Below are 25,217 nucleotides of genomic sequence, written 5' to 3'. Positions count from 1 at the left end.
CATGCCCGCGAAGGAGCATTTGGAAGGCCAGTGGCGCGAGTGGCGTCATGCCCGCGTCTCGGAGCTCGCGCGCCCGTACGGCTGGACGGCGCTGGTCGCTCAGCACTGGCTCCGCGACGGCGACGACGGCCTCGTCCTCGACGGCCTTCCCGGCACATGGGGTGTGTCGGACGGCAAGGTCCTGTACACGCCGCCGACCGACGGTCCGAACCTCGCGGTCGACGGCGAGTACCCCAGCGGCACCGTCGAGATCGTGCCCGGGCGCAACCAGACCTACGGCCACGGGCGCAGCGTCCCCGTCTACTCCGGGGTGAGCGAGGTCGAGACCATCCCGCGCACGACCGACGACGGCGACCGCATCTTCGCGGTGCGGGTGCGCGACCCCCGCGAATCCGCACGCAAGGACTTCTCCGGCCTCGCGGCCTACGACTACGACCCGGCCTGGCGCATCCCCGCCCGCTTCACGCCCGCCGTGCGCGAGGACGTCGAGCAGGTCACGGTCGAGACCGGGGTTCGCGAGACCACGGCGCGCATCGGGACGCTGGCGTTCGAGCACGGCGGCCGCACGTATGAGCTCGCGCTGATCGGCAAGGATGCCGCGTACGGCGTGCAACCCGTCGCGCACATCCGCGACCTGACGAGCGGGAAGACGACGTACGGTGCCGGACGGGTCGTCGAGCTGCAGTTCGCGGACGAGGCGGGTCAGGAGATCGACCACATCGACTTCAACTATCTGACCGCGCTCCCCTGTGCGTTCACGAACTTCGTCACCTGCCCCCTCCCGCCGAGCCAGAACCACCTGGACTTCGAAGTGGCGGCGGGCGAGAAGAAGCCGGATGTCGACATCGACCGGGTGCTGACCTTTCAGAGCACCTGACCCCGCTCTGCGAGGGGCCGCGATGACCCACGGCTCAGTCCCAGCGAGCACTGCTACGGTGTGGGTGTCGGCATCTTGCCGACATCAGGGAAGACTTCTCGTCGACCAACGGGCCTTCTGGGTCATTTCGTTCTCCGTCGCCTCCTCTGTGCGAGCCCGAGGAGCGTCATGCCCACCCCGTCAGTTCCCTCTTCCATCGACCCCGCGCACGCCTGGGCGGAGCCCATCGCGCTCCCGGTCGGCACCACGGCGATCGTGTACTGCGAAGGCCAGTTCGGCGAGCAGGACGGCAAGACCGCGAACGGACTCGTCCGCCACTCCGAGAAGTACGAGATCCTCAGCGTCATCGACAGCACGCACGCCGGCGCGGACGCCGGGATGCTGTTGGACGGCACCGCGAACGGCATCCCGATCCTCGGCGGCCTCGCCACGGCGATCGCACACGCCGGCCACGTCCCGGACTACCTGATCTGCGGAGTCGCTCCCGCCGACGGGCTGCTCTCGGCCGACCAGCGCACCGTGCTGCTCGACGGCATCGCCCGTGGCATGCACATCATCAACGGGCTCCACGAGTTCCTCACGGACGACGCGGAGTTCGTCGCCGCCGCCCTGCTCGCCGGGGTGACCATCACCGACATCCGCCGCCCCAAGGACAAGAAGGATCTCCATCTCTTCTCCGGGCGCATCTTCGACGTGACCTGCCCGCGCATCACCATCCTCGGCACCGACGGCGCGATCGGCAAGCGCACCACGGCCACGATCCTCGTTCGTGCGCTCAACGATCGCGGCATCCATGCCGTCATGGTCGGCACGGGACAGACCACGATCATCCAGGGCGGTCGCTACGGTGTCGCGCTCGACGCGCTCGTGCCGCAGTTCTGCTCGGGCGAGGTCGAGAATCAGGTCGTCGCCGCGTTCGAGGGCGAGAACCCCGACGTGATCATCGTCGAAGGCCAGGGCGCGCTCAGCCACCCGGCGTACATCACTTCGGCGCACATTCTCCGTGGAAGCCAGCCCGAGGGAGTGATCGTGCAGCACGCGCCGGGTCGCACTGTCCTGGGCGACTTCCCGATGGTCGCGATGCCGACCGTCACGAGCGAGATCGCCCTGATCGAGGCCTTCGCCGACACTCGCGTGATCGGCGTGACCGTGAACCACGAGAACCTCTCGGCGGATCAGCTGGCCGGGGCGATCGACGAGATCGAACTCGACACGGGCCTGCCGGCGACCGACCCGCTGACGCGACCGCTGTCCGAGCTCGTCGAGATGGTGCTCCAGGCGTTCCCCGCGCTCACCCCGCGACAGACCACCCGTACAGCCGCGTGAGAGCGGCTCCGACCCGGTCGTAGCGGCGCCTGTCGAGGACGGCGGCCTCCCGCCGCAGTCCTCGCTCGTGCACGCTGTACAGCTGCTCCACGTCGACCCACGACTCGCGCCCCTGGGAATCCCACGCGCCCGTGCCGATCGACAGGTAGTCGCGGTCGCCGTCGTGCGGTTTGCTCGTCATCCGTACGGCGTACACGCGGTCCGCCGATTCGCGTCCGATCACGAGAACGGGGCGATCTTTGCCGCGTCCGTCGTTCTCCTCGTACGGGACCCAGGTCCAGACGATCTCACCCGCATCCGGAGCTCCATCCCGCTGGGGTGAGTATGCGACCTGGAGGTCGCGGATCCGGCCCGGATCGATGCGTACGGTCTCGGTGCCGCGGTCGTGCGCCGGCCCCACCGAGGGAACGGATGGGGTGCGCTCCTGGGATGTGCGCAGACGCGCGTCCGGGCGTCTCGGATCTGTCGTCCGAGACGCCCGGCCGGACCCCACTGCTTTGAGCAGGATGTCCACGAGTGCTGTCAGGATGCCGTTGGTCTTGCTCACACGGTCACCCTAACCGCAGATCATGCGTCGGCGAGTGCGTAGCCCTCCTCGCCGTGCACGACCTGGTCGACACCGGCGATCTCGTCCTCGTTCGTGACACGGAACCCGATCGTCTTCTCGATGGCGAAGCCGATGATGAAGGCGACCACGAAGGAGTAGATCAGGACACCGAGCGCCGCGATGACCTGCACCGCGAGCTGACGTGCGTCGCCGCCGACGAACAGGCCGGTCTCGCTCGCGAAGAAGCCGAGGTACAGGGTTCCGATGAGTCCGCCGACGAGGTGGATGCCGACCACGTCGAGCGAGTCGTCGAAGCCGAGGCGGAACTTCAGCTCGATAGCCAGGGCGCAGACCACGCCGGCGAGGGCGCCGAGCAGCAGTGCCCAGCCGGGCGTCAGGTTGGCGCACGCCGGGGTGATGGCGACGAGACCCGCGACCGCACCGGACGCGGCGCCGACCGAGGTGGGCTTGCCGTCCTTGATCTTCTCCACCAGGATCCAGCCGAGGATCGCAGCAGCCGTGGCGCCGAGGGTGTTCAGACCGATGAGTCCGACGCCGCCCATGTCCTCCGCGAGCCACTCCGCACCGGCGTTGAAGCCGAACCAGCCGAACCACAGCAGTGCGGCGCCGAGCAGCGTCAGCGGCACGTTGTGCGGCTTGAGGATGCCCTTCTGGAAGCCGATGCGCTTGCCGAGGACCAGTGCCAGAGCCAGAGCGGCCGCACCGGCGTTGATGTGCACCGCGGTACCACCGGCGTAGTCGATCACGCCGATGCCACTGTCTTCGCCGAAGAGCGTAGTGCCGAGGTTCATGATCCAGCCGCCACCCCAGACCCATGCGGCGACCGGGAAGTAGCCGACCGTGGCGAAGATGCCGGCGAAGATCAGCCAGCTGCCGAACTTGGCGCGGTCGGCGATCGCGCCGGAGATCAGCGCGACGGTGATGATCGCGAAGGTCGCACCGTAGGCGACGCCGAGGAGGGCGACGTTCGATCCCTCACCGGACGCCAGGCTGGAGAGCCCGAAGTCGGCGAACGGGTTGCCGGCGAAGGCGGTCGGGCTGTCGACGGCGCTCATCGAGAAGCCGAAGAGAATCCACAGCACGGCGACAAGACCGATCGAGCCGAAGCTCATCATCATCATGCTGACGACGCTCTTCGCCTTGACGAGACCGCCGTAGAAGAAGGCGACGCCGGGCGTCATGAGCAGGACCAGCGCTGTCGCGGTGATCGCCCACGAGATGTTGCCGGGAGCATCCATAGGAAAACCTCACATCCGAAGTAATTGAGAGCTTCAGTGTGACGACGCGCCGTTTCGCGCATGCGTGAGGTTTGTTTCCCCGCTGTTACAGGGCTGTCCCTGGTGTGAACATCGCGTTACGCGGGCCTTGGGGGTTACGCAGAATGCGTCAGGGCGTTGAGTCGGGAGACTGCACGCAGGTACTTCTTGCGGTATCCGCCGGCGAGCATCTCGTCAGAGAACACCGAGTCGAGGCTCAGGCCGGTCGCGATGATCGGTAGCTGCGCGTCGTACACGCGATCCACGAAGGCGACGAACCGCAGGGCCTCGGACTGGTCGGTGAGCTGACGCACGCCGCGCAGCCCGACCTGGCCGAGTCCCTCGATCAGACGGATGTAGCGCGACGGGTGCACCTGGGCCAGGTGGCGGATCAGGTCGTCGAACCGGTCGTCTGACGCTGCGCTCCCCTGCGCGGCTGCGGCCGATGCGGCCTCATACGCGTCGTCGTCGAGCACCACGGCGTGCCCGTCGAGCGCGCGCTGACGGAAGTCGACCCCGTCGATGCGCAGCGTCTGGAAGCTGTCGGACATGGCGTGGATCTCGCGGAGGAAGTCCTGCGCCGCGAAGCGTCCCTCACCGAGGGCGTTCGGCGGGGTGTTGGAGGTGGCGGCGAGGCGGGTCCCCGTCGGCACGAGTTCGCCGATCAGACGGGTCATCACCATCGTGTCGCCCGGATCGTCGAGTTCGAACTCGTCGATGCAGAGGAGGTCAGCGCCCTTGAGCAGGTCGACCGTGTTCTTGTAGCCGAGCGCCCCAACCAGAGCGGTGTACTCGATGAACGAGCCGAAGTACTTCCGGCGTGCCGGCATCGCGTGGTAGATCGATGCGAGCAGGTGGGTCTTGCCGACACCGAACCCGCCGTCCAGATACACGCCCGGCTTGAGCTCGGGTTCCTTCTTCGCGCGGCTGAAGAATCCGCCGCGTTTGACCGGGGCTCCGCGACCGGAGAAGCGCATCAGCGTCTCCTTCGCCTCCTCCTGGGACGGATAGGCGGCATCGGCCCGGTAGCTGTCGAACGTCGCGGTGTCGAACTGAGGCGGCGGCACCAGGCTCGCGAGCATCTCCGGTCCGGTGACCGTCGGCTGACGCTCGGTGAGGTGCACGATTCCGGTGCGGCTGGTCGGGTCGGTCATCACGGTCCTGAATCGGGTGCTTGCCTGTGTCGAAGTCTTACGAATCGGGCGCAGGGTGCTCGGCGGGGATCTATCGTCGAAGGGACGGATCAACACTACGCCGTCTGCACACGCACCCTCGCCCGCTCAACGCTTCGGAGATCCCATGGCCATCGAGTTCGATTCTTCCTCCCCCCGGTTCGCCGAGTACGCCGAGCCCGGTCGGCTCGTCACCACGCAGTGGCTCGCCGAACGGCTGGGAACGCCGGGACTCGTGGTGGTCGAGTCGGATGAGGACGTGCTGCTGTACGAGACGGGCCACATCCCCGGCGCGGTCAAGGTCGACTGGCACACCGAGCTCAACGATCCCGTCGTGCGCGATTACGTCGACGGCGAAGGCTTCGCCGCGCTGTTGAGCCGCAAGGGCATCTCCCGCTCCGACACCGTCGTCATCTACGGCGACAAGAACAACTGGTGGGCCGCGTACGCCCTGTGGGTGTTCTCCCTCTTCGGCCACGAGGACGTCCGTCTGCTCGACGGCGGCCGCGACCGCTGGATCGCCGAGGGTCGCGAACTGACCCGCGAGCCCGCGAACCGCCCGGCCACCGAGTACCCGGTCGTGGAGCGCGACGACTCCGTCATCCGCGCCTACAAGGAAGATGTGCTCGCGCACATCGGCAACCCGCTAATCGATGTGCGCTCGCCCGAGGAGTACAGCGGAGAGCGCACCACGGCTCCCGCCTACCCCGAGGAGGGCGCGCTGCGCGCCGGCCACATCCCCACGGCGCAGAGCGTGCCGTGGGCGAAGGCCGTGGCCGAGGACGGCGGATTCCGCAGCCGCGCCGAGCTCGACGCCATCTACCGCGAGGGCGCCGGTCTCGAGGACGGCGATGACGTCGTCGCCTACTGCCGCATCGGTGAGCGGTCGAGCCACACCTGGTTCGTGCTCAAGCACCTGCTCGGCTTCGAGAATGTGCGCAACTACGACGGCTCCTGGACGGAGTGGGGCAGCGCGGTGCGGGTGCCGATCGTCACTGGGGCAGAGCCGGGATCCCTCTGAACGTGGGACAATGACAGGGATGAGCGCGAGCGAAGTTCCTGAAGCACTGGCCGAGATCCGCGACGGTTTCCTGGAGACCCCGGAGTCCGATCGGCTCCTGCTGCTGCTCGAATACTCGGACGAGCTTCCCGACGTCTCCGACGAGGTCGCCGCCCACCCCGAGATGTACGAGCGGGTCGCGGAGTGCCAGTCCCCCGTGTACATCCACATCGAGGTGAACGACGACATCGTCACGATGCACGCCACGGCTCCCCCGGAGGCTCCGACCACGCGCGGTTTCGCGAGCATCCTGGTGCAGGGTCTCACCGGACTCACCGCCGACGAGGTGCTCGCGATCCCGAACGACTACCCGCAGTCGATCGGTCTCACCAGGGCGGTCTCACCGTTGCGGATCGGCGGCATGACGGGAATGCTCATGCGCGCGAAGAACCAGGTCATTCAGAAGCGCTGAGCCCCTGGGCATCGAGCCAGTCGGTGATGGCCGTGCTCCACCCGGTCTCGTCGTAGTTCCAGAGCTTCGTGTGCCGCGCGACGGTGAACCTCGGCATCGTGACGAGGTCGGGGCGTGCTTCCTGCAGCGCGTGCGAGGAGTCGGCGGGCACGAAGCCGTCGTCGTCACTGTGCAGGATGAGGATCGGTGCGGTCAGCTCGTCGGCCCGGGCCACCATGTCGAGGCGGTCGAACAGGATCGGCTCGTCGGCGCCGCTCAGGCGTGCGGTGAGCGGCGACTGCAGCGCGCCCATCGCGAGAGCCGGCAACGGCGCACGCACGCCGGCCATCCGGGCCTGGAACCGCAGCACCGTCCGCCAGTCGACGACCGGGGACTCGAGGATGATCCCCGCGATGCGGTCGCGGTGACCGGACGTGGCAGCGGCCTGCAGCGACACGGCGCCGCCCATCGACCAGCCCATCAGGATCACGCTCTCGGCGCCGTGGCGGAGCGCGTAGGCGATCGCGGCATCGACGTCCCGCCATTCCGATGCGCCCAGCGCATAGGCACCGGCCCTCGTGCGGGGCGCCTCGCCGTCGTTGCGGTACGACACGACGAGGTTGGGCAGACCGGCGGCATGCAGCACCGGCACGGCCCGCAGGCACTCCGCACGGGTGGCCCCGCGCCCGTGCACCTGGATCACCCAGGTCGATGACGACGCAGGGAAGTACCAGGCGGGGCACGGGCCTGCAGGAGAACCGATCAGCACGTTCTCCCAGCGCAGATGAAGCTCACTGGGCGACGAGTAGTAGTACCCGCTGAAAGAGGCTGCGCGGTCCACGCGCGAACCGGGTTCGATCTGGGTGAGCAGCTTGCGGCGCACACTCCTCGCGTCGGCGCTGAGCACGGCGCCGAGCTTGACGTAGCCGTAGGTTCCGGTGGTGAAGAGTCCGTATCGGCCGGGCAGTTCGGTGTCGAGGGTGCGCTGCAGCTCGATCGTCTGCGCTCCGGTGTCGACGGCCAGGATCTCCGTGTCTGTCGGGCGGCGCATGGGCGTGACCACCCGTCGGGCGACGGCGAACACGAGAAATGCGAATGCGGCTCCGAAGGCGAGCAGGGCAGGGACAAGGAGCGTAACGGCGTGCCTGAGACTCTTCATCGCTTCCTGACTCTAGCCTGTTGCCGTGACCGCACACCCCGAAGCCGGGACACCCTTCGACAGCGCTGTGGCTGAGCTGCGCGAGACCGCGTTCCGCGATGACATCACGGTGCGCGAGATCGCCACCCCCCAGGGCCTCGCTCCGTTCGCCCTCGCGCTCTCCGCCGACGTTCGACCGGAAGACCACGGGGAGTCCGTTTACGGCACCGGTCGGTTCGTCCTGCTGCACGATCCCGACGAGCCGGGCGCGTGGGGAGGGTCCTGGCGCATCGTCATCTTCGCGCAAGCGCCGCTCGAGACCGAGATCGGCACCGACCCGCTTCTCGCCGACGTGACGTGGTCCTGGCTGGTCGATGCACTCGACTCCCGCGATGCCGTCTATCACTCGGCATCGGGCACCTCGACGAAGACTCTGTCGAAGGGTTTCGGAGGGCTCGCCGTCGAAGGCGACGGTGCCCAGATAGAATTGCGGGCGTCCTGGACTCCGGAGGGCCCGTTCCGACCGCACGTCGAAGCATGGGCCGAGCTGGTCGGAATGCTGGCGGGGCTTCCGCCCGGCTCCGAGGGCATCGCCGTGATCGGCGCGCGAAAGGCTGTACGTGACTGAATACTCCGTGATCTCGGATGCTGAGGAGTTCCGCGCGGCGTGCGCCGTGCTCGCCGCCGGCACCGGCCCCGTCGCCGTGGACGTCGAACGTGCGTCCGGTTTCCGCTACTCGCAGCGGGCCTACCTCGTGCAGGTCTTCCGTCGCGACGCAGGCGTCTTCCTCTTCGACCCGCCGGCGATCGGCGACTTCGCCCCGCTCCAGGAGGCGATCGGTGATGTCGAGTGGGTGCTCCACGCCGCCAGCCAGGACCTGCCATCGCTGCGCGAGCTGCACCTCGAGCCGCCGGTGATCTTCGACACCGAGCTGGCCTCCCGACTGCTCGGCCATGAGCGCGTCGGACTCGGCGCCGTCGTCGAGGACACGTTGGGCATCGTCCTCAAGAAGGAGCATTCGGCATCCGACTGGTCGACCCGTCCGCTGCCGGACTCGTGGCTCGAGTACGCCGCGCTCGACGTGCTGCACCTGATCGATGTCCGCGACATCCTCGTCCAGGAGCTGGAGGAGCAGGGCAAGACCGCTTTCGCCGCCGAGGAGTTCGCCGCAACCCTCGCTCGTGCCCCCAAGCCGCCGCGCGAGGATCCCTGGCGTCGACTCAGCGGACTGCACCAGGTACGCGGCTCCCGTAACCTCGCCGTGGCCCGCTCCCTCTGGCAGGCCCGAGAGGCCTACGCGCAGGCTCAGGACGTCTCTCCCGGCAGGCTCGTGCCCGACCGCTCGCTGGTCGCGGCTGTGATGGCGAATCCGACGTCGAAGCAGGCGCTCGCCGGAGTCAAAGAGTTCCAGGGCCGCGCCAGCCGCAGCCAGCTCGACCGCTGGTGGCAGGCGATCGTCGACGGCCGCGCGTCGGAGGACCTGCCCCGCGAGCGCGTACCGAGCGACACCCTCCCGCCGCCGCGCGCCTGGGCCGACCGGAACCCTGAGGCCGATGCCCGCCTGAAGGCTGCGCGTCCCGTCGTCGAAGCGGTTGCCGAAGAGCTGGGCATGCCCACCGAGAACCTGCTCACGCCCGAGTACCTGCGTCGCGTCGCGTGGGACCTTCCCGGTGAGACTCCGGAAGAGATCGCCGCAGCCCTCGCCGCACTCGGAGCTCGCCCCTGGCAGATTGCACAGACTGCACAGAAGATCGCGGACGCCTTTGTAGAGGCGGCGCAATCGCCCGACACCACCCCGGCGGACGCTTCGTAGGTTCGACCCAACCGATTCCTCCCTGTTTCGCGGGCTTCATAGACTGAGGCCACGCACTAACTTGGAGGCAGAGTGGCCGAGATCTCGGACGTCTTCTTCGTCGATGGAGTACGCACCCCTTTCGGGCGCGCCGGCGAAAAAGGCATGTACTGGAACACCCGCGCGGATGACCTCGCCGTGAAGGCGACCATCGGCCTGATGGAGCGCAACGCTGCCGTCCCGGCCGACCGCATCGATGACGTGGCGATCGCCGCGACGAGCCAGACCGGCGACCAGGGCCTCACCCTCGGCCGATCGGTGGCGATCCTCGCCGGGCTTCCGCAAACGGTCCCTGGACTCGCCGTCGAGCGCATGTGCGCCGGCGCGATGACCAGCGTCACCACGATGGGCGCTTCGATCGGCGTTGGCATGTACGACTTCGCCCTCGCCGGCGGAGTCGAGCACATGGGGCATCACCCGATCGGCGGCAACGCCGACCCGAACCCGCGCTTCGTCGCCGAGAAGATGGTCGACCCGGGGGCCCTCAACATGGGTGTCACCGCCGAGCGCATCTTCGACCGTTTCCCGCACCTCACCAAGGAGCGGTCCGACCGGTTCGGGATGCTCAGCCAGCACAAGGTGCAGGCCGCCTACGACGCCGGCAAGATCCAGCCTGACCTCGTGTCCGTGGCCACCAAGGGTGCCGACGGTGCCTGGGGCCTTGCCACCGAGGACGAGGGTCGTCGCCCGCAGACCACCATGGAGGACCTCGCGGCGCTGAAGACGCCGTTCCGTCCGCACGGGCGCGTCACCGCGGGCACCTCCTCCCCCCTCACCGACGGCGCGACGATGTCGCTGCTCGCCGGCGGTGGCGCGGTGAAGGAGTTCGGGCTTGCACCGAAGATGCGGATGGTCTCGTTCGCCTTCGCCGGTGTGCAGCCGGAGATCATGGGCATCGGCCCGATCCCCTCGACCGAGAAGGCCCTCAAGAAGGCCGGGCTGACGATCGCCGACATCGGCCTGTTCGAGCTCAACGAGGCATTCGCCATCCAGGTGATCTCGCTGCTCGACCACTTCGGCATCGCTGACGACGATCCCCGCGTGAACCAGTGGGGCGGCGCGATCGCGCTCGGGCACCCGCTCGCGGCATCCGGTGTGCGTCTGATGATCCAGCTCGCGGCGCAGTTCGCCGAGCGCCCCGACGTCCGCTACGGTCTGACCGCCATGTGCGTCGGCCTGGGCCAGGGCGGCTCGGTCATCTGGGAGAACCCGCACTACAACGGCAAAAAGAAGAAGTGAGCGCCAACGTGACGAACTACGACGACATCGACTTCTCCCCCATCCAGGCGCTCACCGAGGGCGAGGTCATCACCCAGTCGCCCGTGCGCGACATCCGCCTGGCCTCGGGCAAGGTGCTCGCCCTGATCACGCTCGACAACGGTCGGGACCACACGCGCCCGAACACGCTGGGTCCGGCAACTCTCACGCAGCTGGGCGAGACCCTCGACGGTCTCAAGGCGCGCGCGGCAGCCGGCGAGATCCAGGCCGTCGGCATCACCGGCAAGCAGTACATCCTCGCCGCCGGTGCTGATCTGTCCGACATCAGCAAGGTGGGCTCTCGCGACAACGCGCGCCTGATCGCGCAGCTGGGTCACAAGGTCCTCGGCAAGCTCGGCGACCTCGGTGTGCCGTCGTTCGCCTTCGTGAACGGCCTCGCCCTCGGCGGCGGCCTGGAGATCGCGCTGAACTCCAGCTACCGCACGGTCGATTCCTCCGCCGCGGCCGTCGCACTCCCCGAGGTCTTCCTCGGCATCATCCCCGGCTGGGGTGGCGCCTACCTGCTGCCGAACCTGATCGGCATCGAGAACGCCCTCGAGGTCGTCATCTCGAACCCGCTCAAGCAGAACCGGATGCTGAAGCCGCAGCAGGCATTCGACCTGGGTGTCTTCGACGCGATCTTCCCCGCGGCGAACTACCTCGAGAACTCCCTGTCCTGGGCAGACGCTGTTCTCGGCGGTAAGAAGGTCGAGCGCAAGAACGAGCCGGGCAAGATCGAGCGCCTCACTAAGTGGCCGATCGCGATCAAGATGGCGCGCGGGATGCTCGAGTCGAAGATCGGCACCGTGCCGAAGTCGCCCTATGCCGCACTCGAACTGCTCGACAAGGCGAAGAGCGGTACGAAGGCCGAAGGCTTCGCCCGCGAGGACGAGGCGCTGGCTGAACTCGTGACCGGCGACCAGTTCGCCGCCTCGATGTACGCCTTCGACCTGGTGCAGAAGCGCGCGAAGCGACCCGTCGGCGCTCCCGACAAGCAGCTCGCGAAGAAGGTCACCAAGGTCGGCATCATCGGTGCGGGACTCATGGCGAGCCAGTTCGCACTGCTCTTCGTCCGCAAGCTCCAGGTGCCCGTGCTCATCACCGACCTGGATCAGGCACGCGTCGACAAGGGCGTCGCGTACATCCACGAGGAGATCGGCAAGCTCGAGGCCAAGGGCCGTCTGGACTCCGACTCGGCCAACAAGCTGCGCGCACTCGTCACCGGCACCACCGACAAGAGCCTCTACGCGGACTGCGACTTCGTCATCGAGGCCGTGTTCGAAGAGGTCGGCGTCAAGCAGCAGGTGTTCGGTGAGATCGAGCAGATCATCGCCGACGATGCGATCCTCGCGACCAACACGTCGTCGCTGTCCGTCGAGGAGATCGGCTCGAAGCTCGCACACCCCGAGCGTCTGGTGGGCTTCCACTTCTTCAACCCCGTCGCGGTGATGCCGCTGATCGAGATCGTGAAGACACCGACGACGTCGGAGGCGGCGCTGTCGACCGCCTTCGTCCTGGCGAAGAACCTGGGAAAGAATGCGGTCCTCACCGCCGACGCGCCCGGCTTCGTCGTGAACCGTCTGCTCGCCAAGGTCATGGGCGAGGCCGCTCGTGCGGTCTACGAAGGCACGCCGATCGCGGATGTCGAGAAGGCGTTCGGCCCGCTCGGTCTGCCGATGGGCCCGTTCCAGCTGATCGACCTGGTCGGCTGGAAGGTCGCCGCCCATGTGCAGGACACCATGGTGCAGGCGTTCCCCGACCGGTTCTATGCGAATGAGAACTTCCACGCTCTCGCAGAGCTCGACGCGGTCGTGGAGAAGGACAAGGGAGGGCGCGTCGTCGGCTGGAGCAAGCAGGCCGAGAAGGTGCTGAAGCCCGCCGTCGGCAAGACCCCGGCAACGGCTGCGACCATCCTCCAGCGCGTACAGGACGGTCTGGCTCAGGAGATCAAGCTGATGCTCGACGAGGGCGTGGTGCCCGAGGTCGAAGACATCGACCTCTGCCTGATCCTCGGCGCCGGATGGCCGTTCATCGATGGCGGGGCCTCCCCGTACCTCGACCGCGAGGGTGCCTCCGAGCGGGCCTTCGGCGGCTCGTTCCACACTCCGCAGATCCGCGGCGTCGAGCACCGCTGATCGCGGCGCCAGTCCGGGAAAGCGCCCCTCTCGACTCCTTGCGAGTCGGGAGGGGCGTCTCTTCGTCAGGCGTCGCGGTCGGACTGCCCAGGGCGCAGGTCGTCTTCCCCGCGACGGGGCCAGTGCGAGAGTGCCCTCTCGGCGAGGGCAGTGATCGTGAGGGAGGGGTTGACCCCGGGGTTCGCGGGCACCGCCGCCCCGTCGACGACATGCAGCTGCGGGTGGCCCCAGACGCGATGGTACGGATCGATGACGCCCCGCTCCGGTGAATCGGAGATCACGGCCCCGCCGAGGAAGTGCGCGGTGAGCGGGATGCCGAACACCTCCGGCCATGACCCGCGCGGCTCGGCAGCGACGCCGCTGCAGCTCTCGATGCGCGCCGCGATCGCCGCTGCCGCCCGGTGCGCCTGGGGCAGGTGACTCGGGTTCGGCTCACCGTGTCCCTGGGCGCTGGTCATCACGTTCCGTCCGCAACGTCGTCGGAGCGACAGGGTGAGGGAGTTGTCGGCGGTCTGCATCACGAGGGCGATGATGCCGCGCTCGCTCCAGCGGTGCAGATTCCCGAGTCGGAGCTGCCGCACCGGGGAGCGGAGCACCCGCCCCACGAGGCTGCCCCATCGTGCCGCAAGGCCTCGATCCCCCGGAACCAGAGCGGTCGCGAGCGCCCCCATGAGGTTCGAACCGGGACCGTAGCGGACGTTCTCGACGTGGGTGCGGTCGTCCACATGGAACGAAGTCGTGATCGCGACGCCGCGGGCGAGGTTCAAGGATTCCGGTACCTCCACGGCAACAGCGCCGTCGAGGGCTTCGGAATTCGTGCGGGTGAGCTGACCCAGTGCATCCGAGATCCGGGGCAGCGCACCGGATGCCTTCATGCGGTGCAGCAGCTGCTGGGAACCCCAGGTGCCTGCGGCGAGCACCACCTGCTGTGTTGTCACCGTCCGGCGCGCCGGACGCAGCCAGGCGCCGCTGCGCTGGGTGGTGACGGCGAACCCGCCGGCCGGGAGCTCTCGTACTTCGGTGACGGTCCGCAACGGTTCGATCACCGCACCGCGCCGCTCTGCCAGTGCGAGGTAGTTCTTCATCAGAGTGTTCTTCGCGCCGACGCGGCACCCGACCATGCAGTTGCCGCACAGCGTGCATCCTGTGCGCTCCGGGCCCTCGCCGCCGAAGAACGGATCAGCGGTACGCTCTCCCGGCTTCCCGAACCACACACCCACCGGGGCGTGCCGGAAGGTCGAGCCGACCCCCAGGTCGTCGGCAGCGCCCGCCATGATCCGCTCGACGGGTCCGGTGTGCGGGTAGTGCTCCACCACACCGAGCATCCGCTTCGCGGTGCGGTAGTGCGGCGACAGCTCGGTTTCCCAGTCGGCGATGCCGCGCCACTGCGGGTCTTCGAAGAACGCCGTACCGGGCTCGTACAGCGTGTTGGCGTAGTTGAGGGAGCCACCACCCACACCGGCGCCGGCCAGGATCATCACGTGCGGCAACCGATGGATGCGCTGGATGCCGAAGCAGCCGAGAGCCGGAGCCCAGAGGTATCGCCGCAGGTTCCAGCTGGTCTTGGCGAAGTCCTCGTCCTCGAAGCGTCGGCCGGCCTCGTACACACGCACCCGATAGCCCTTCTCCCGCAGGCGCAGCGCGGCCACTGAGCCTCCGAACCCGGAGCCGACGATCACGACGTCCTCATCGAACTCAGTCATCGTTCTCCCCCCGGAACCATCATCGTCAGCGCTCCGGGCAGCACCGAGATCGTGCATTCGTCCTCGCCGATGCGCTCGCCGTCCGCATAGACGACGAGGCCCGGGGCGGACACGGTCAGCGTCCGAGCCCGGCGATGCATGACCTCCGGTCGATTCAGATGCGTCCCCCGCAGCAGCAGCGGGAAGAGGCGCAGCAGACGCAGCCGCCCGAGCGGTGCCACGTGCACGACGTCGAGCAGTCCGTCGTCGGGCACCGCACCCGCGCAGATCGGCATGCCGCCACCGTAGCTCGATGTGCTGCCGGCGGCGATGAGCGTGCCGGGTGAGCGCAGGGGATCTTCGCCGTCGACGGCGAGCATGAAGTCCATCGGCCGTAGGCGGACGAGCTCGATGAGCAGCGCCAGGTAGTAGCGCGGGGCACCGTGCGGCCAGCGCAGTCGGTTCGTGCGGTCGCTGACCTTGGCATCGAAACCCAGGGCCGCGATCGTCAGGAACTTGCGCGCTCCCGCGACGGTGCGCACCTCGCCGACGTCGATCGCACGGCGCATCCCCGTGAGCGCGAGTTCCGCGGCGTCTGCGGCATCGCCGCGAGGAAGGCCGAGCGCACGGGCGAGGTCGTTCCCCGTGCCCGCCGGCACCAGGACCACCGGGACGGCCGATGCGCACACGATGTCGAGCACCCCCGACAGGGTCCCGTCACCGCCCACCACCACCAGCGCGCGCGGATCGTCCGCGAGGGCCGTGACCGCGAGTCGGGCGGTGTCGGCAGCGGATCCGCCCGCGTAGGTGCGCACGTCGACCCCTCGCCCGCGCAGGTGCAGGACGGCCGCCTCGGCGGCTCTCCCTCCCCGTCCCTTGCCGGAGAACGGATTCGCGAGCACCGCGATGTGCTCGACCACGTCAGCGGGTCCGTTCGAGGGGGATCACGGTGCCGGGGTTCAGGATGCCCGTGGGGTCGAGTTCGCGTTTGATCGCCGAGAGGATGCGCATGCCGGTCTCGCCGATCTCCTGACTCAGCCAGGGTGCGTGATCTCGGCCCACCGCGTGATGGTGGCTGATCGTGCCGCCGGCGGCGATGATCGCGTCATTGACCCGCGCTTTGACGGGTTCCCAGACCCCGAGCGGGTCGGTGCGGATGCCGGCGAGCACCGTGAAGTACAACGAGGCTCCGGTCGGGTATATGTGCGACACGTGGCACATGACGTAGGACTTCGCTCCGGCGGCGGAGAAACCGTCCTTCAGCGCGATCTCGACGGCGGATCGCAGCGCGTGCAGGTTCGACCAGGTCGTGGCGGTCTCCAGCGTCTCGCAGAACACCCCGACGTCGAGCAGCGAGTCCCGCAGATAGGGGCCGTCGAACCGACTCCGCAGCCACTCCTCCGCCGCGCTCTCCCCCGCCGAGGTGCCGCCGGCCGCGGCGAGATGGGCACTCGTCCTGGCGCGGCGCTCGGCGATCTCCTCGCCCTCTCCCTCGTACACGGTCACGACGCTGGTGCCCTTCGCGAGGGCTTTGCCGATCCTGCCGACCTGGGCGAGGCTCACGGCGGTCTCCGCTTCATCGGACAGGCGGATGACCGTAGGGCCGTCGCCGTGCTGCGCCACTCGCCTCAAGCCCTCGAGCCCGCTCGCGAAGTCGGGGAACGACCACGATTCGAACACTCGCTCGCGCGGGATCGGATGCACTCGCACCCGTACCTCGGTGATCACACCGAAAATGCCCTCCGAACCGAGGAACACCCGGATCAGGTCGGGGCCGGCTGCCGAGCCGGGCGAGCGCCCGAGCTCGATGTCACCGGTCGGGGTAGCCACTCGGATCCCGGTCACCATCGTGTCGAAGCGACCGTTTCCCGCGGAGTTCTGCCCGGACGAGCGCGCGGCGGCGAAACCTCCGATGGTGGCGTAGCGGAAACTCTGCGGGAAGTGTCCGAGTTCGAGGCCGTGAGCCGACAGCAGCATCTCCGCATCCGGGCCTGTCGTCCCGGATGCGAGCACCGCCTCGCCGCTGACGGCGTCGAGCCGCACGATTCCCTGCAGTCGACGCAGGTCGAGGCTGACGACGGCGTGGTGGGCGCCGCGTTCCGGATCGAGAGCCCCGACGACGCTGGTGCCGCCGCCGTACGGGATCATCGCGATCCCCCGCTCCACGGCCACGTCGAGGCACGCGCGCACCTCGTCGTGGCTCGCGGGGCGGACGACCGCGTCCGGCACTCGTTGCTCCCGGTCGCGTCGGCGCAGGAGGTCCGGGGTGGAGCGGCCACCCGCATGACGGATGCGCGCCTCCGCCGACGTATCCACCTGATCGACGCCGACGGCGGTGCCGAGGGCCGCGACATCAGCCTCGGTGAGGCCGCTCTTCCCGATCTGCACGGCGGACAGATCGACCGGCGCCTCCGGTCGCCGGATACGCCCGAGCAGCAAGGGCAGGAGTGCCCGGACGGCTCGCGGAAGATCCTTGGCCCGGTCCGGATCGCCCCAGCCATTCCATCGCATCGCGCCATCTCCGGCACCGCTGCCGCTCTCGAGCTCCATGCGTTACAGTGTGACACATCATGGAAGAACGTCAACTTGATTCCCTGGCGACCGAAGACGTCTCCCCGTCGTGGGATGGGACGCAGACCCGCATCCTCGACGCGGCCGATGCCCTGATCATCCGCCGCGGTGTGCACGGCGTGACGATCGCGGAACTCGCCCGCCGCTCCGACCTGAGCCGCCCCACGATCTATCGCAACTGGGCCGACGCCGACGACGTCGTGCGCGCAGCTCTGCTCCGGCGCGTCACGGGTCTGATCGAACAGTTCCCCACCCCGGCGGGCACACGCGCAGCGCTTGTCGACGACGTCTTGAGGTTCACGGCGCTGTTCCGTGCCGACGCCGTGTACTCGCGCCTGCTCGCCGATGAGCCGGAGGCGTTCACCCGGTACACGCTGCAGCGGGTCGGGTCGAGTCAGCGCATGATCCTGCAGTGGCTCTCCACCGCGATCGCCGCGGCGCAGACACAGGGCTCGGTCCGCACGGATCCACCTCGGGAGATCGCCGTCATGCTGCTGCTCGTGGCCCAGTCGGCTGTGCTCTCGCAGGGGACGGTGTCCGAACTCATCTCCGAAGCCGCCTGGGAGCGCGAGTTGCGGATGACACTCGACGGACTGCTGCGGCCATGATCGGCCCGTCGTCCGCGCTGAACGCCGCCCGCCGTGCGATCGATCTCGCTCGTGCCGCGGAGGAGACGGTGGACGTCCTCGTCGTCGGCGGCGGGATCACCGGAGCGGGAGTGGCTCTCGACGCCGCGTCGCGCGGACTCAGCGTGACCTTGATCGAGGCGGAAGACCTCGCGTTCGGCACCAGTCGGTTCAGCTCGAAGCTCGTGCACGGCGGCCTGCGGTACCTCGCGACCGGCGACGTCGCCACGGCGCGGGAAAGCGCGCAGGAACGGCACCTGCTCATGACGGCGATCGCACCGCACCTGGTCCATCCCCTCGGTCAGCTCCTGCCGTTCAGCCGTGGCGTGACGCCGCGTCAGCGGGTCGCAGGAGCGATGGGGATGGGGATGGGCGATCTGCTGCGCATGCGGGCGCACACGCCCCGTTCCGTACTCCCTGCTCCGCGGCTCGTGTCGACCCGCACCGCTGTGCGTCTGGCGCCCGCCCTCGACACGGTTGGCCTGCGTGGCGGCGTGCTGTCGTACGACGGTCAGCTGGTCGACGACGCGCGTCTCGTCGTCACGGTCGCACGCACGGCCGCGGCGCATGGGGCGCGCATCCTCACCCGGGTGCGCGCGATCGGGCTCCGCGGCGACGGCGCGACCGTCGAGGACGCACTCACCGGAGAGCGCTTCGAGATCGACGCCCGCACCGTGATCAACGCCACCGGGGTCTGGGCGGGCTCGCTCGATGAGGCGATCCGCGTGCGGCCGAGTCGCGGCACGCACATCGTGCTCGACGCGGACGATCTCGGGCAACCGACCGCGGCACTGACGATCCCGCACGAGGGGTCCATCAGCCGCTACATCTTCGCTCTGCCGCAGGCCTACGGACGCGTGATCGTCGGTCTCACGGACGAGGACGCACCGGGCGCCGTGCCCCTCGTCGCACAGCCCACGGATGCCGAGATCGATTTCCTTCTGGCGAGCCTCAACCGGGTCGTGGCCACGCCTGTCCGGCGCGATCAGGTGCGCGGGGCGTTCGCGGGCCTGCGCCCGCTGGTCGACAGCGCGGCGACGACGTCGTCCGATGTGTCGCGCCGGCATCTGGTGGCGACGGCCGACGCCGGCTTCGTCACCGTGCTCGGCGGAAAGCTGACGACATACCGACGGATGGCAGAAGACGCGGTCGACGTCGCCGTGCGCGCCCGTGCGCTGCCCGCGACAGGGAGCAGCACGGCGTCCCTTCGGCTCGTCGATCGGATCCTGCCTCCCGCCGAGGGGCTGCTCGACGACCGCACCGGGCTGTCACGCGCGGAGGTCGAGTACGCGGTGCGCGTCGAAGGTGCGATGACCGCCGCCGACGTCCTCGATCGACGCACCCGCGTCGGGCTCGTGGATGCCGATCGCGAGCGGTGTCGACCCGCGGTCGAGGAACTCGTCGCCCGCACACTCTCCGACCTCTTCTGAGCCTGCCGGGATCGCATCCGGGCCCTCCCGTTTCCTCCGAGGGGCGACGCGGGGAACGCGCGAGGAACAGCGCATGAACTCCCCCGGACGAGACTGCGCTCGAGCATCCGAAGGCCTCCCGACCCTGCACAGTGGTGTCATGGACATGCTCTTCACGATGCTGGGCGGCAAGGGGATGTCGGGGCTGTTGAAGACCGGCACCGCACTTCTGACCTTGCTCCTGGTCCTTCCCGCTCTCCTCAAGCTCTTCGTCGTCACGGTCGACGAAGGCTGGGCCGCGATCCGGACCCGAAACGGCAAGCCGATCATCCGCAATCGTCCGCAGCGCCGTCCGACCGCTCGCGGCGGGGCTGTCGGGGAAGTCGTCGTCCTCGACCCCGGCTCGCACGGCGCTTTCCCCCTGTTCTACTGGTACCGGCTCATCGATGTGCGCTGCCGGGCGACCGATCTTCCCGTCCGTGAGATGGGCGGGGCGAGCGGACATCAGCACCGCGTGCACGCATCGTTCGAATGGCGCCCGATACCGACCGGGCGAGATCTCCGGGTGTTCGAGCTCGACGTCGTGAACGTCAAGGAGCGGGCGTCGAACATCGTCGGCGCGGCCCTGAGAGACGTGATCAGGGGCCTCGACGGCACCGAGCTGCCGCACAACGACGAGATCAATGCGCGCGTGATCGCAGCCAGCGCCGAGGAGGTTCGTCGCGCATGCGGGGTGGAGCTCGTACGCGTGATGGTCACCGGCGATGCCCTGACCGACGGCTACTTGATGTCGACCGCGCTCCGCGACGTGGATCGCGGCGCGCAGGCCGTCGCCGCACTGCACGCACTCAACTGACGCCGTCCGCCCATCCAGACCGGCGGCGCCTTCAGCGCATCAGTGGCGTTCACGGAGGGGCAGGTCGATCGTGCCCGTCTCGCCCGCATCACGCGCCTTCGGGATCCTGGTCCCGAGTACCTGGGAAACGATGTCCTGCGCGATCTTCGGTGCCGTGAGGCCCGCATCCGCGAGGATCTGATCCCGCGAGGCATGATCGATGAACTCGTCGGGCAGGCCGAGCTCGTCCACCGCCGTGTCGATGCCGGCCTCGCGGAGGACCTGTCGTACCCGGGTGCCGATACCACCGACACGGATACCGTCTTCGAGCGTGATGACGAGGCGGTGGTGGGCTGCCATCTCGATGACAGACGGCTGCACCGGGATCGCCCAGCGCGGGTCGATCACGGTGGCTCCGATGCCCTGCGCACGAAGACGCTCTGCGACGTCGAGCGCGAGTTCGGCGAACGGGCCGATGGCGACGATCAGCACGTCCTCCGACTCCCCGCGCGCGAGCACGTCCACACCGTCCTTCAGACGCTCGATGGCGGGAAGGTCGGCGGCGACCTCGCCCTTCGGGAAGCGGATGACGGTCGGGGCATCGTCGACCTGGACGGCCTCGTTCAGCGCTTCGGTGAGACGGGCTCCGTCCCTCGGCGCGGCGATGCGGATGTGCGGGACGATCTGCAGCATGGCGAGATCCCACATCCCGTGGTGGCTGGGACCATCGGGGCCGGTCACGCCGGCACGGTCGAGAACGAAGGTGACACCCGCACGGTGCAGAGCGACGTCCATCAACACCTGATCGAACGCCCTGCCCATGAACGTGGCGTAGAGCGCGACGACGGGGTGCAGTCCGCCGTACGCCAGCCCAGCGGCGGAAGCCACCGCGTGCTGCTCGGCGATCCCCACGTCGTACACGCGATCGGGGAACCGCTCGGCGAACGGGGCAAGGCCCGTCGGTCGCAGCATGGCGGCCGTCATCGCGATGACATCGCTGCGCTGTTCCCCCACCGAGACGAGTGCCTCCGAGAACACGTCGGTCCACCCGCGACCACCGGACGACAACGTCTCACCCGTGGCGGGATCGATCTTCCCCACCGCGTGGAACTGGTCGGCCTCATCGTCTCGCGCGGGCTGGTATCCGCGCCCCTTCTCGGTGATCGTGTGCACGATGACCGGGGCCCCGTACGACTTCGCGAGCTCGAGCGTCTCGAGCAGGGCCGGGAGATCGTGTCCGTCGATGGGACCGAGGTACTTGATGTCGAGGTTCGAGTAGAGCGCCTCATTGTTGGTGAAGCGCGAGAGGAAGCCGTGGGTTCCGCCGCGAACACCGCGGAACACCGCGCGGCCCACAGGACCGAACGCGCGGAACAGGCGGTCGGAGCGCTGGTGCAGATCCTTGTACGCCGCCGCGGTGCGGACGCGGTTCAGATACCGCGACATCCCGCCGATGGTGGGGGCGTACGAGCGACCGTTGTCGTTGACGACGATCACGAGATTCCGGTCGTTGTCGTCGGAGATGTTGTTCAACGCCTCCCACGTCATTCCGCCGGTGAGTGCGCCATCACCGACGACCGCGACGACATGTCGATCCGCGCGGCCCGTGGCGGTGAGGGCGCGGGAGATGCCGTCGGCCCAGCTCAACGAACTGGACGCGTGGGACGACTCCACGACGTCGTGTGCGCTCTCGCCGCGCTGCGGATAGCCGGCGAGGCCGCCCCGCACACGAAGGCCGGAGAAGTCCTGGCGCCCCGTGAGGAGCTTGTGCACGTAGGACTGGTGCCCCGTGTCGAAGATGAAGGGATCGTCGGGAGACGAGAAGACCCGGTGCAGAGCGATCGTCAGTTCGACGACGCCCAGGTTCGGCCCGAGGTGGCCACCGGTCTGCGAGACGTTGTCGACCAGGAACGTGCGGATCTCGGCGGCGAGCTCCTCCAGTTGATCGGTCGAGAGCGCGTCCAGATCACGGGGTCCTGAGATGCTCGGAAGAATGGGCATCTGCGCCTCCTCACAGGCTTCGCCAGAAGCGCCCGACGAGGGTACGGGCGCCCGTCGATCCTACCGCGCCAGGGCGGGAGAACCCGGTGAGCGCCGCCCCCTTGACATGACGAAGGGACTCCGATCCATGGATCGGAGTCCCTTCGTCTGTGCGATCAGACCAGCGAACGCAGCACGTACTGCAGGATGCCGCCGTTGCGGTAGTAGTCGGCCTCACCGGGGGTGTCGATGCGGACGACCGCGTCGAACTCGACCGGCTGCTTGCCCTCAGGCGAGTGCTCGCTCGGGGCGGCCGTGACCTTGACCGTCTTCGGCGTGACGCCGTTGTTCAGTTCCTCGAGGCCGGAGATCGAGACGACCTCGGTACCGTCCAGGCCCAGCGACTCCCAGCTCTCGCCGGCGGGGAACTGCAGCGGGACGACGCCCATGCCGATCAGGTTCGAGCGGTGGATGCGCTCGAAGCTCTCGGTGATGACCGCCTTGACGCCCAGCAGGCTGGTGCCCTTCGCCGCCCAGTCGCGCGACGAACCGGAACCGTACTCCTTGCCACCGAAGATGACGAGAGGCGTACCCTGCTCCTGGTAGTTCATGCTCGCGTCGTAGATGTACGACTGCGGACCACCGGGCTGCGTGAAGTCGCGGGTGAAACCGCCCTCGACGACCTGTCCGTCGTTGACGGCCGAGACCATGACGTTCTTCAGGCGGATGTTCGCGAACGTACCGCGGATCATGACCTCGTGGTTGCCTCGACGCGAGCCGAAGGAGTTGAAGTCCTTGCGGTCGACGCCGTGCTCCGTGAGGTACTGGGCCGCAGGCGTGCCCGCCTTGATGTTTCCGGCGGGCGAGATGTGGTCGGTGGTGACCGAGTCACCGAGCGTCGCCATGACGCGTGCGCCCTCGATGTCCTTCACCGGGGTGAGCTCCATCGTCATGCCGTCGAAGTACGGCGCCTTGCGCACGTACGTGGAGTTCTCGTCCCACTGGAAGATCGCGTCATCCGGGGTGGGCAGGCTGCGCCAGCGCTCGTCGCCGTCGAAGACGGTCGCGTACTGCTTGATGAACTGCTCGCGCGAGATCGAGGAATCGACCAACTCCTGCACCTCGGCCGGCGTCGGCCAGATGTCCTTCAGGAAGACGTCTTCGCCATCGGTGCCCTTGCCGAGCGCATCGTTCTCGAAGTCGAAGTGCATCGACCCGGCCAGCGCGTACGCGATGACCAGCGGCGGGCTGGCGAGGTAGTTCATCTTCACGTCGGGGCTGATGCGCCCCTCGAAGTTGCGGTTGCCCGAGAGGACGGCCGTGACGGCGAGGTCGTGCGAGTTGATCGCCTCCGACACCTCTTCGATCAGCGGACCGGAGTTGCCGATGCAGATCGTGCAGCCGTAGCCGACGGTGTAGAAGCCGAGGCCCTCGAGGTCCTTGTCGAGGCCGGACTTCTCGTAGTAATCGGTGACGACCTTCGAGCCGGGGCCGAGCGTGGTCTTGACCCACGGCTTCTGCTTCAGGCCCTTCTCCAGCGCCTTGCGTGCGACGAGACCGGCGGCGATCATCACCGACGGGTTCGACGTGTTGGTGCACGAGGTGATGGCGGCGAGCGTGACGGCGCCGTTGTCGAGGATGTACTTCTCCCCCGACGGCGTCGTGACCGGCACGGGCTTCGAGGCGTTCGCCGGAGCGCCGCTGTTGATGTGCACCGGGCGCGTCGTCGGCTCCTCGTCGCCGGGCGTCTGTCCGGGGTCGGACGCCGGGAACGAGTGCTTCGACTCGAGATCGACGATCGAGTCCGAGGTCGACGGCGAGGCGTAGCTCAGGATGTCCTGCTCGAACTGCGACTTCGCCTCGGAGAGGAGGATGCGGTCCTGCGGGCGCTTCGGGCCGGCGATCGACGGCACGACGGTGCCGAGGTCGAGCTCGAGGTACTCGCTGAACGTGGGCTCGACGTTCGCGTCGTGCCAGAGCTTCTGCTCCTTGGCGTATGCCTCGACCAGCGCGACGGCCTCTTCGCTGCGGCCGGTGAGGCGCAGGTACTCGAGGGTCACATCATCGATCGGGAAGATCGCCGCCGTGGAGCCGAACTCCGGAGACATGTTTCCGATGGTGGCGCGGTTGGCGAGCGGCACCGAGGCCACGCCCTCGCCGTAGAACTCGACGAACTTGCCGACCACGCCGTGCTTGCGCAGCTGGTCGGTGATCGTGAGCACGACGTCGGTCGCGGTGACGCCGGCGGGGATCTCGCCGGAGAGCTTGAAGCCGACCACGCGCGGGATCAGCATCGACACGGGCTGGCCGAGCATGGCCGCCTCGGCCTCGATGCCGCCGACGCCCCAGCCCAGCACGCCCAGGCCGTTGACCATGGTGGTGTGCGAGTCGGTGCCGACACAGGTGTCCGGGTAGGCGCGGAGAACACCGTCGACGTCGCGGTCGTAGATGACCTTGGCCAGGTGCTCGATGTTCACCTGGTGGACGATGCCGGTTCCGGGCGGGACGACCTTGAAGTCGCTGAAGGCCGTCTGACCCCAGCGCAGGAACTGGTAACGCTCACCGTTGCGCTGGTACTCGATCTCGACGTTGCGCTCGAGAGCGTTCTCCGAGCCGAACAGGTCGGCGATGACGGAGTGGTCGATGACCATCTCGGCGGGCGAGAGCGGGTTGATCTTGTTGGCGTCGCCGCCGAGGGCCGTGACGGCCTCGCGCATGGTGGCGAGGTCGACGATGCAGGGCACACCGGTGAAGTCCTGCATGACCACGCGGGCCGGCGTGAACTGGATCTCGGTATTGGGCTCTGCCGCGGCATCCCACGAACCCAGCGCCTCGATCTGCGCCTTCGTCACGTTCGCGCCGTCCTCGGTGCGAAGCAGGTTCTCCAAGAGAACCTTGAGACTGAAGGGGAGCTTCTCGAAACCGGGCACCGTGTCGATGCGGAAGATCTCATAGTCGGTGCTGCCGACTGTCAGGGTGCTCTTGGCACCGAAGCTGTTCACCGTGGACACGAATCCGTCTCCTTCTATTCGGATGGGAGCGACAGGCGCCTCCATCTTGCTCGCCAGCGAGCCCCTGCGG

General features: G+C 68.3%; 20 protein-coding genes. 11 read left to right on the top strand and 9 right to left on the bottom strand.

The features are described 5' to 3' along the window. The first annotated feature begins 1 nt into the window (after position 1). Both J7E45_RS00195 and J7E45_RS00190 read left to right on the top strand, forming a co-directional pair. A complete protein-coding gene (locus tag J7E45_RS00195; RefSeq protein WP_215066338.1) occupies positions 2 to 877 on the top strand; it encodes a DUF1684 domain-containing protein in 876 nt (291 codons plus the stop codon). A 168-nt stretch (positions 878 to 1,045) separates the two neighbouring features. Next, a complete protein-coding gene (locus J7E45_RS00190) occupies positions 1,046 to 2,203 on the top strand; it encodes a DUF1611 domain-containing protein (RefSeq protein WP_215066336.1) in 1,158 nt (385 codons plus the stop codon). On the opposite strand, the gene J7E45_RS00185 is transcribed toward J7E45_RS00190, so the two are convergent. The 3 genes from J7E45_RS00185 to zapE form a co-directional block, all read right to left on the bottom strand. Next, positions 2,169 to 2,750: a type II toxin-antitoxin system PemK/MazF family toxin gene (locus tag J7E45_RS00185; protein WP_167634963.1), complete on the bottom strand. Its 582-nt coding sequence runs from the start codon at positions 2,748 to 2,750 to the stop codon at positions 2,169 to 2,171. The two genes, J7E45_RS00190 and J7E45_RS00185, sit on opposite strands and share 35 nt — an antisense overlap. 20 nt (positions 2,751 to 2,770) lie before the next feature. Further along, positions 2,771 to 4,009 (bottom strand): ammonium transporter, encoded by a 1,239-nt coding sequence (locus J7E45_RS00180; RefSeq protein ID WP_029263283.1) that lies wholly within the window; start codon positions 4,007 to 4,009, stop codon positions 2,771 to 2,773. 134 nt (positions 4,010 to 4,143) lie between these two features. Next, complete coding sequence (zapE, locus tag J7E45_RS00175; RefSeq protein ID WP_215066334.1) at positions 4,144 to 5,181, bottom strand: cell division protein ZapE; 1,038 nt, start codon at positions 5,179 to 5,181, stop codon at positions 4,144 to 4,146. A 145-nt stretch (positions 5,182 to 5,326) separates the two neighbouring features. Here zapE and J7E45_RS00170 point away from each other — a divergent pair, with 145 nt between their 5' ends. Both J7E45_RS00170 and J7E45_RS00165 read left to right on the top strand, forming a co-directional pair. Continuing rightward, positions 5,327 to 6,220, top strand: a complete 894-nt coding sequence (locus J7E45_RS00170; RefSeq protein WP_091036626.1) for a sulfurtransferase — start codon at positions 5,327 to 5,329, stop codon at positions 6,218 to 6,220. 19 nt (positions 6,221 to 6,239) lie between these two features. Then, positions 6,240 to 6,671: a SufE family protein gene (locus J7E45_RS00165; protein ID WP_215066332.1), complete on the top strand. Its 432-nt coding sequence runs from the start codon at positions 6,240 to 6,242 to the stop codon at positions 6,669 to 6,671. Here J7E45_RS00165 and J7E45_RS00160 read toward each other — a convergent pair. Then, entirely contained in the window at positions 6,655 to 7,809 is a 1,155-nt protein-coding gene (locus tag J7E45_RS00160; RefSeq protein WP_215066330.1) for a S9 family peptidase, read from the bottom strand. The two genes, J7E45_RS00165 and J7E45_RS00160, sit on opposite strands and share 17 nt — an antisense overlap. Positions 7,810 to 7,834: 25 nt before the next feature. On the opposite strand from J7E45_RS00160, the gene J7E45_RS00155 reads away from it, so the two are divergent. From J7E45_RS00155 to J7E45_RS00140, 4 genes are all read left to right on the top strand, one after another. Beyond that, positions 7,835 to 8,416 (top strand): DUF3000 domain-containing protein, encoded by a 582-nt coding sequence (locus J7E45_RS00155; protein WP_167634958.1) that lies wholly within the window; start codon positions 7,835 to 7,837, stop codon positions 8,414 to 8,416. Further along, positions 8,409 to 9,602, top strand: coding sequence for an HRDC domain-containing protein (locus J7E45_RS00150; RefSeq protein WP_215066328.1), 1,194 nt, complete (start codon positions 8,409 to 8,411; stop codon positions 9,600 to 9,602). Before J7E45_RS00155 ends, J7E45_RS00150 begins: the two co-directional genes overlap by 8 nt. Before the next feature lie 72 nt (positions 9,603 to 9,674). Further along, entirely contained in the window at positions 9,675 to 10,880 is a 1,206-nt protein-coding gene (locus J7E45_RS00145; protein ID WP_091036639.1) for a thiolase family protein, read from the top strand. Between the two features lie 8 nt (positions 10,881 to 10,888). Further along, the gene (locus J7E45_RS00140) at positions 10,889 to 13,033 is read left to right on the top strand and encodes a 3-hydroxyacyl-CoA dehydrogenase NAD-binding domain-containing protein (RefSeq protein ID WP_215067238.1); all 2,145 of its coding nucleotides are present in this window, start codon (positions 10,889 to 10,891) and stop codon (positions 13,031 to 13,033) included. 65 nt (positions 13,034 to 13,098) lie between these two features. On the opposite strand, the gene J7E45_RS00135 is transcribed toward J7E45_RS00140, so the two are convergent. From J7E45_RS00135 to J7E45_RS00125, 3 genes are read right to left on the bottom strand one after another with little or no spacing between them, the layout of a single operon-like run. Beyond that, positions 13,099 to 14,736, bottom strand: a complete 1,638-nt coding sequence (locus J7E45_RS00135; RefSeq protein ID WP_215066326.1) for a GMC family oxidoreductase — start codon at positions 14,734 to 14,736, stop codon at positions 13,099 to 13,101. Next, the gene (locus tag J7E45_RS00130) at positions 14,733 to 15,635 is read right to left on the bottom strand and encodes a YegS/Rv2252/BmrU family lipid kinase (protein WP_215066324.1); all 903 of its coding nucleotides are present in this window, start codon (positions 15,633 to 15,635) and stop codon (positions 14,733 to 14,735) included. The genes J7E45_RS00135 and J7E45_RS00130 overlap by 4 nt, the downstream gene beginning before the upstream one ends. 1 nt (position 15,636) lies before the next feature. Then, complete coding sequence (locus tag J7E45_RS00125) at positions 15,637 to 17,265, bottom strand: FAD-binding oxidoreductase (RefSeq protein WP_251053337.1); 1,629 nt, start codon at positions 17,263 to 17,265, stop codon at positions 15,637 to 15,639. A gap of 20 nt (positions 17,266 to 17,285) precedes the next feature. On the opposite strand from J7E45_RS00125, the gene J7E45_RS00120 reads away from it, so the two are divergent. From J7E45_RS00120 to J7E45_RS00110, 3 genes are all read left to right on the top strand, one after another. Beyond that, a complete protein-coding gene (locus J7E45_RS00120; protein ID WP_091036648.1) occupies positions 17,286 to 17,894 on the top strand; it encodes a TetR/AcrR family transcriptional regulator in 609 nt (202 codons plus the stop codon). Beyond that, entirely contained in the window at positions 17,891 to 19,342 is a 1,452-nt protein-coding gene (locus tag J7E45_RS00115) for a glycerol-3-phosphate dehydrogenase/oxidase (RefSeq protein ID WP_215066322.1), read from the top strand. The genes J7E45_RS00120 and J7E45_RS00115 overlap by 4 nt, the downstream gene beginning before the upstream one ends. Before the next feature lie 139 nt (positions 19,343 to 19,481). Beyond that, positions 19,482 to 20,177 (top strand): SPFH domain-containing protein, encoded by a 696-nt coding sequence (locus tag J7E45_RS00110; RefSeq protein ID WP_215066319.1) that lies wholly within the window; start codon positions 19,482 to 19,484, stop codon positions 20,175 to 20,177. 39 nt (positions 20,178 to 20,216) lie between these two features. Here J7E45_RS00110 and dxs read toward each other — a convergent pair whose 3' ends face one another. Beyond that, positions 20,217 to 22,157, bottom strand: coding sequence for a 1-deoxy-D-xylulose-5-phosphate synthase (gene dxs / locus J7E45_RS00105; RefSeq protein ID WP_167634953.1), 1,941 nt, complete (start codon positions 22,155 to 22,157; stop codon positions 20,217 to 20,219). A 155-nt stretch (positions 22,158 to 22,312) separates the two neighbouring features. Next, positions 22,313 to 25,147 carry an aconitate hydratase gene (locus J7E45_RS00100; RefSeq protein WP_308162002.1) on the bottom strand — a complete coding sequence of 945 codons (2,835 nt, stop codon included), beginning with the start codon at positions 25,145 to 25,147 and terminating at the stop codon, positions 22,313 to 22,315. Positions 25,148 to 25,217: the final 70 nt, after the last annotated feature.

Source organism: Microbacterium sp. ISL-59, assembly GCF_018613945.1.
GTDB lineage: Bacteria > Actinomycetota > Actinomycetes > Actinomycetales > Microbacteriaceae > Microbacterium > Microbacterium oxydans_B.
The sequence above is the reverse complement of the archived record's forward strand: the minus strand, read 5'-3'. Positions and strand labels throughout refer to the sequence as shown.